Raw genomic sequence first — 7,659 nt, 5'->3', positions numbered from 1 at the left:
GGTACAGGAGATGGTGATTTAACACAACGTTTAGCAGTAAAAGGTAAAGATGAATTAGCAGATATTGCAACAAGTGTAAATCTTTTTATCAAAAAAATACAAGATGTTATTATAAATGCGAAAGAGACAAGTAGTGAAAATGCTTCTATAGCCCATGAGCTTTCAACAACATCTTTAGCTGTTGGTAAACGCTCAGAAGAAGAGAGCATTATAGTATCTAATAGTGCACGTAGTGGTAATACTATCTTAGAAAATGTAGAAAGTTCTGTAAATATAGTAAAACATAATAGTGAACAATTAGACTTAGCTAATAGTAATTTTAAAACAATTCAAAAAGAGATGGATAAACTTAATATTCATCTTCAAGAGAGTTCCCAACAAGAGATAGAACTCTCCCATAAACTAAAAGAGACAAGCTCTAATACAGAAGATGTAAAAAATGTTTTAACAGTTATCTCTGATATTGCAGATCAAACAAATCTTTTAGCACTCAATGCTGCTATTGAAGCAGCTAGGGCGGGTGAACATGGACGTGGTTTTGCAGTGGTTGCTGATGAAGTAAGACAGTTGGCTGAGAGAACACAAAAAAGTTTAACTGAGATTAATACTACTATCAATATAGTCGTTCAAGCTATTTCAGATGCAAGTACACAGATGGATAGTAATTCAGCTGATATCTTAAAACTCTCAGATATATCTGCTAATTTAGAATCTATTGTAGTTGAAAATGCAAAAATCTTAGAAGACAATATTCAAAGTAATCATGAAAGTGTAAAAGAGACTTTAAAAATAAATGATTCTATACGTGATATGATTAAAGATATTCAAGAAGTAGAAACTATCGCTAGTGCTAATACGAGAAGTATTGAAGAAGTCGCAAGTGCTAGTGAGCATCTCTCTTCTATGACTAATAAACTTGATACTGAACTTGGCAAGTTTAAGGTGTAGATAGTATAACGATAACTTTGGGTTTTTAATCCAAAGTTATCTTTTTTATGATAGAAATTATTTGTTCTTCAAATTCAGGAAGTATGCTTCTAAAGTCTATTAAAAACATATCGTTTTCTATTCTTCCTATAAGGCTTTTTTCTCTAAAGAGACGTTCGAGTTTGGAGGCTTTTCCTTTTACATGTAAAGCTATTGTAGGAAATTCACGGTTTGGTAAAGTTCCTCCACCCATAACAGTTGTGCTTTTTATTACTTCACAAAACTTCTCACCAATCTCTTTTTGCATTTTTGTTGCTCTTACATGTAAAGAGGCAGTATCTTGAAAAAGCATCCATAACGTAGGTATGGATTGGTAATCTTCTTTGAGATAAGCTTTTATAGTCTCTTCTAATATACTCAAAGTTATCTTATCTACACGAAGCATTCTTAGAAGTTGGTTTTTTTTGAGTTCGTCTATAAACTCTTTTTTCCCAGCGATAATTCCGGCTTGAACACTTCCAAAAAGTTTGTCTCCACTAAAGCTTATGAGCGAAGGGTCATCCTTGAGAATTGTTTTTAAAGAAGGCTCATTGTTTCCTAAATTATAAGGAAGTTCAGGTATATAACCACTTCCTAAATCATAATAGTCTATTAAAACATTCTCTTCGCATATTCTTTTTATATCACTATATTTTGTATCTTCACTAAAGCCTTCAATACTAAAGTTTGATTGATGAACTTTCATAAGCATTGAAGTATGCTCATTTATCGCTTTTCTGTAATCACTCGCTTTTGTTTTATTCGTAGCGCCTACTTCATGGAGGATTGCACCACTTTGTTGCATAACTTCTGGGATTCTAAAACTACCACCGATTTCTACTAATTCACCTCGAGATACGATAGCTTCCTTATCTTTAGCAAAAGTATTGAGGATTAAAAACACAGCACTTGCATTGTTGTTAACTACCAAAACATCTTCTACATGTAAAAGGTTTTTAAGATGCTCACTAACATGCTCATAACGCTCACCTCGACAACCCTCTTTTTGATTGTATTCGAGATTGGAGTAGTTTGTGATAATACTAGAAGCTTTTTCTAATATATTTTTATGAATAAGGCTTCTTCCCATGTTTGTATGTAAGATAACACCTGTTGCATTGATAAGTGGTTTTAGTGAAGGCTCAAAAAGTTTTTCATATGAAGATTTAATGTCAAAGAGCAACTTTTTCTCATCAAAATCTTCCTTTGCATTTGAGAGTATTTCTTCTCGTAAAATCTCTATTTTCTTTCTTGCAATATTTGCTAAAAGAGTTGTGTTAAGTCCTTCAAAAAGAGGATTTGCAACAAGTTTATCTATTTTAGGTAGTTTTCTTAAAGTATCCATCTTTACTCCGGTATAGGTAGTTTTGTTTCATCAAAATGATATTTTCCATTTTGGATTTTTGTTAAAATTCCTTGGTCACTTAATGATTTAAATAGTTTAATAATAGTAGGTTTACTCACATCTACTCTCTCCATAATATCTGTATATGAGCAGTTAAGTATATTTTTATTGTCCAAATTTTTGATGATAAATCGTATTAAATCAACTTGTTTACCATCAGTAACTGCAGAAATTGTTTTGATAATATTGTACGAGCGATTAATCTCTTTTTGTTGGATTTTGGGAATCAGTACATCATGTAATGAGTTTAAAAGTTCTTTTATATTGATAGGTTTGATGATGTAGTTTTCTACTTTGAGCTTGATTGCATCTAAAAGGTGCTCTGTATCTGAGTGGGCTGTCGTTAAGATAGTAGGTATTTTGATACCCAAGTCATTTTTGAGATGTCTTAAAAACTCTATACCATTTTCATTTTTAAGAAGAATATCTGAGATAATGACATCTATATGGTTTTTGCTAATAACATCAAGGGCTTCATCACAGGTTTGCACTGCAAATATGTTTTTTGCAAAGTCTTCTAAAACAGCCGTAGTGTGTTTGAGTAAATCAGCTTCATCTTCAATGTAAAGTATATTGAAACCATTGAGTAAATCAAAATCACGTTTTTTCATTTGATTATCTCCTTTAACTTGAACAAAGTACAAGCTAAATTCTTAGTACTAAAACTAACGCTTTTCATAGAATATATCATATTTCTTCCTTATCCGCTTCTATTTTTTTTGGTATTTCGATAGTAAACATTGCACACTTACTTAATTTACTATCATCTATCTTGTATTGTATATTTTTACACCATATCTCACCACTCATATGCTTTTCAACCATCTGTTTTGACATGTAAAGTCCAATGCCTGTTCCAACACTTTTGTGTTTTGTTGTAAAATATGGGTCAAATACCTTAGCTATTATATCACGTTGTATGCCACCTGCATTGTCTAAAACTTTTATAAATACATTGACGCTGGTCTCTGTTACAGTTATAAGTATTGTTTTATTTGTAATTTCTAGAGGAGATAGAGCGTCTTTTGAGTTATTTATGAGATTTAAAAGTACGTGGGTTAGCTCGTTTTCAAAGCCGTAAATATATATGTCTTGTGGCATAGAAAAAGAGACTGTAATCCCTTCTTTTTCTAGTTGGTATTTAGTTAAATCAATAGATTTTTCTATCATCTTTTTTATACTAAAGTTTTTATGAGATTTATTTGGATCAAAAAATGTTCTAAAGTCTTCTAATGTATCAGACATGTTTTTAGCAAGTACTCCAGCATCCTCAACGCGAGAGTCTATGAACTCTTCTGTAAGTTTTCCAGATAAAAATTTTGATTGAAAGCTTTGTATTATCATGGTCAATGCTCCAAGAGGTTGTCTCCATTGATGTGCTATATTTTGAAGCATTTCACCAAGACTTGCAAGTCTGGCTTGTTGGAACATGATTTGGTCTTTTTTACGGCTATTGCGTACTTCTGTTCTTATTCTTTTTTCAAGTGAATTGTTAAGCAGTCTTAACTCTTTTGTTTTTATGTCAACTTTTGTTTCAAGTGAATTGTGAAGTTCTTTAAAATGGTTGATTAGAATAAGCGAAATAATGATACTTAGAAAAAAGACTAAACCAATGAGTAAAATGAGCATATATATACTTGTTTTAAACATTGTATCATTTCTGTTTTTTTCAGCAATAGCCTCTTTAAGATGGGAAGTTATAAGGTTTGAAAGATAGATGTTAATAGAGTTTATTTCCAAAAAGATTTCATTTATGGTAGTTAAAGCTTTTTCGTCATTCCCTACTCTTAAATTTGTAATAATTTTACTACTTTGACTATTTATTCTTATCATCTTTTCTTCTATTTTTGAAGTCATTCCTTTTTGGTAGTAATTTTTTGGAGGAAGACTTTTTCTAAATAAAAAGAAGTCCAACCAATTACTAGCAAATTCAGGGATACCACCTATATCTTTATGTATAGATTGATTATAATTTTTCCAACGATTATGTGCAATTTGCTTTGCAAGAGAGATTACTTCATCTGCATTATCTATATCTATATTGTTTTCTTTTAAATCATAAAAGGTATCATAAATGTTTACAGTATAGACATCTTTTATCTCTTCAAGTTCAACTTGAGGAATGGTTCTTTTTTGATAGAGAGTTTCATAGTCAAATTTTATTGCAAAGAGTGAGATAAACATTAAAAATCCAATCATCATCATACTTGAAGCAATAATAGCTATAAGAATTTTTGTTTTATTTGAAAATGTTAGTTTGTCTAAGTACTCATTTATGAAGTTGTAAAAGTGCATTTATTCTATCTCTTTAACAGGTACAAATTTACCATGTTTGTAGTTTGAAAGATAAACTTTGTTTAAAAGTTGATTGTTTTTATACACTATTGGAATATCATCAAGAACGTCTTTAGGAAGGTTTTTAATACTATATAAAAATTTTCTTTGTGTTAAATCTCCTGGAACATTCAATAGTGCTTTTACGACAATTTTTGCTACTAAAAATGATTCAAAAGAGCCATATGTTGCTTCTCGTTTTGGATAGTAAAAATTTAAAAGTCTATGGTATTCTTTAGTTACTAAAAGGTTTTTATTATCATAGGATGGTACTGTTTGAGAAAAAAGTATATTTTTACCAGCACCATTTAACTCTTTCATAAGTGAGTTTCCATTGACAAATGATATTGGTGCAAAAATCATATCTTTAAAACAGCATTCTCTCGCTTTTTTAATAAATTGTGCACTTGGTTTATAAGAGCCAATGATAATAACAGCTTCAGGTTTTGTTTGTTTGATTTCATGAAGAGCATGCCTTATCGACAAGGTGTTTCTTTTATATGTTCCTTCACTAAGTAACTTTAGATTTCTTCTATTAAGAGCTTCTATAGTAGCTATATAACCTTCTTCTCCATAATCATCATTTTGATAAAAAATAGCAAATTTAGTAACTTTTTTATATTTATTGAGATAATTTACGATTGTTTCAATTTCTTCTTTATACGAACTTCTAAAATTGACTACATTTGTAAAACTGGGATTTCTTAAAAAAGAAGCACCTGTATACGGAGATATAAAAGGGATATTTTCTTCATTGATGAGTGATAAAACTTTTTTAGTGGTGGGTGTACCTACAAAATTTAGCAGAGCGAAAGCGTTATTTTTATAAATAAGAGTTTGTGTGTTTTTTAGAGTATTTTGAGGTTCATACTTGTCATCGTAAGAAACAAGGTGAATATGCCGACCTTTTACGCCACCTTTTGCATTTATATGACTTAAATATGCATTTGCACCTTCCATGATTTCTGATCCCAACTCTTTATTTATTCCACTTAAAGGTAAAGAAGAGCCTAGAACAATAGGTTTATCGGAAGATTTTTCAAATAAAAAAATATAGGTTAAAGTAGAGAGAGTAACAATAAATATTAAAAAAATGAGAAAACTTTTCTTTACCACCTAAATATCCTTATAAACATAATAGTTACATTTTACAATAAATATAATTAAACCTATATCAATACTTATAAATAGCCTAGTCATAGCATCTATAAGGGACTAAACAAGTCTTATTAAGAAGCTTTTAATGGGTAAAAAAATACAATACGGTAAACAAACATTGACCGAGAAGAAAGAGAAAAAATGAGAAAAGAGTATTTATTTTATGACCGATTAGGGATAGAGTATCCATTAGATGAATCAATAGAGATAACAGATGAAATAAAAGATAATGAATATTTAGTATCCAATGAAGATATAAAAAATACAGAGATTTATGCTCCAGAGATAAATTTTTATGTAAAAAATACTCAAGATGATATAAGTGAAAGAATACTCAATGTAAAAAAACTCTACGAGATAAGAGCATCAAACTATGATTTGGCACAAGATTTAGACTTTGCACAAGAAGTAGGAAATAAAGTTTTAATAGTTTCCAATGAAGAGCAAGAAGAATTAATCAATGATTTAAAACAATCATCTCTTACATGTATAGTACTTCACCCAAATAATATAGTAGATGTAAACGGACATATCGGTAAACTAACAGTTACTATTAGAAAAGAAGAAGAACTCCTTGATTTAGAATGTGATCAAATCATTTGGGCAGATGCACCTGAGTTTGCAATGAAACAAAGTGGTGTGTATGATGCAAATATCTTAGGTTTAAAAAAAGCAGTAGAAAAAGTAAAAACAAATAATGGAACATATAACTATAAAAACTTTATTAAATATGACTCCTCCATCTGTCAATACCATGAAAGAAATGAAGAGATATGTGGAAAGTGTGCAGAAGTATGTCCTACTGTAGCAATCCTTAAAGATGATGCAAATAAACATTTAGAATTTTCTCATATAGATTGTCATGGTTGTGGAGGTTGTATTTCAGTATGTCCAAGTGGAGCAGTAGATTACTCTCAAATGCCTAGAGTTGCTTTTAGTGAAATAAGCTCTTTTTATGAAAATAAAGTCTCTCTTATAATTCCAAGAAAAATGGAATTAGAAGCTTTACATGTAAAGCTAACTAAAAATGTATTACCTCTAGCAATAGAAGGTGAAAAGTTTTTACATGAAGCACATCTTATGAATCTTCTTCAAACAAGTGGTAACCCAATAATTTTCTATACAGACTTTATCTCTAAAGGTACAGGTGATGTAATCCGTATCATTAATGAAATATTTCAAAAGAAATATAATAAACAAGCAATCTTTACATGTAAAGATGTAAATGAATTAGAAAAAACTCTAGAAACTATAATCCCAATTCCTGAATGTCAATACGGAATAAATGAAGATGGTATGAGAAAAAGAGAAATATTCTCAGCACGATTGGCACACTTAGTAGGAGAGGATGACTTAGGAGTTGTAAAAACAGGTGAACATGTACACTATGGAAATATAACAATCAATGAAGAAGCCTGTACACTCTGTCTAAGTTGTGTTGGAGCCTGCAATGTAAGAGCATTGACCGCACATCCAGAAGATAATACATTGAGATTTAATCCATCAATCTGTACAAACTGTACTTATTGTGAAGTAGTTTGTCCTGAGAAAGATTGTTTGAGTGTAATAAGAGATGAGATAACACTTGACCCAGATTACTTTAAACAAAATGTAATGGCACAAGATGAATTGTTTGAATGCGTAGAGTGTGGGAGTGAATTTGCAACAGTAAAAGCAGTACAAAAGATAGCAAATGTAATGAAACCAGTATTTGGAAATGATGCTATTAGAATCAAAACACTTTATTGCTGTGCTGATTGTAAACCTAAGGTTATGCTTCAGGCTCATAGGAATGA

At 30.5% G+C, this 7,659-nt stretch carries 5 protein-coding genes and 1 pseudogene; 2 read left to right on the top strand and 4 right to left on the bottom strand.

What is annotated here, in order from left to right; translation table 11 throughout:
* Positions 1-649, top strand: a pseudogene (locus tag K354_RS15360) (methyl-accepting chemotaxis protein); the annotation flags it as partial.
* A gap of 324 nt (positions 650-973) precedes the next feature.
* On the opposite strand, the gene selA reads toward K354_RS15360, so the two are convergent.
* The 4 genes from selA to K354_RS0113405 all read right to left on the bottom strand — a co-directional run bounded on the left by selA (position 974) and on the right by K354_RS0113405 (position 5,821).
* The gene (gene selA / locus K354_RS0113425; protein WP_024955996.1) at positions 974-2,311 is read right to left on the bottom strand and encodes an L-seryl-tRNA(Sec) selenium transferase; all 1,338 of its coding nucleotides are present in this window, start codon (positions 2,309-2,311) and stop codon (positions 974-976) included.
* 2 nt (positions 2,312-2,313) lie between these two features.
* A complete protein-coding gene (locus K354_RS0113420) occupies positions 2,314-2,982 on the bottom strand; it encodes a response regulator (protein WP_024955995.1) in 669 nt (222 codons plus the stop codon).
* A gap of 76 nt (positions 2,983-3,058) precedes the next feature.
* On the bottom strand, positions 3,059-4,666 hold the full coding sequence (locus tag K354_RS0113410) for a sensor histidine kinase (RefSeq protein WP_024955994.1): 1,608 nt from the start codon (positions 4,664-4,666) through the stop codon (positions 3,059-3,061).
* Complete coding sequence (locus tag K354_RS0113405; RefSeq protein WP_024955993.1) at positions 4,667-5,821, bottom strand: ABC transporter substrate-binding protein; 1,155 nt, start codon at positions 5,819-5,821, stop codon at positions 4,667-4,669.
* A 183-nt stretch (positions 5,822-6,004) separates the two neighbouring features.
* Between K354_RS0113405 and K354_RS0113395 the strand changes: the two genes are divergently transcribed.
* The coding region (locus K354_RS0113395; protein ID WP_024955992.1) for a 4Fe-4S dicluster domain-containing protein at positions 6,005-7,659 on the top strand (1,655 nt) is incomplete at its 3' end.

This window comes from Sulfurospirillum arcachonense DSM 9755 (assembly GCF_000597725.1).
In the GTDB taxonomy this organism is placed as follows: domain Bacteria; phylum Campylobacterota; class Campylobacteria; order Campylobacterales; family Sulfurospirillaceae; genus Sulfurospirillum_A; species Sulfurospirillum_A arcachonense.
Note: the sequence above shows the minus strand (reverse complement) of the source record. Positions and strands in the feature narration are given on the sequence as shown.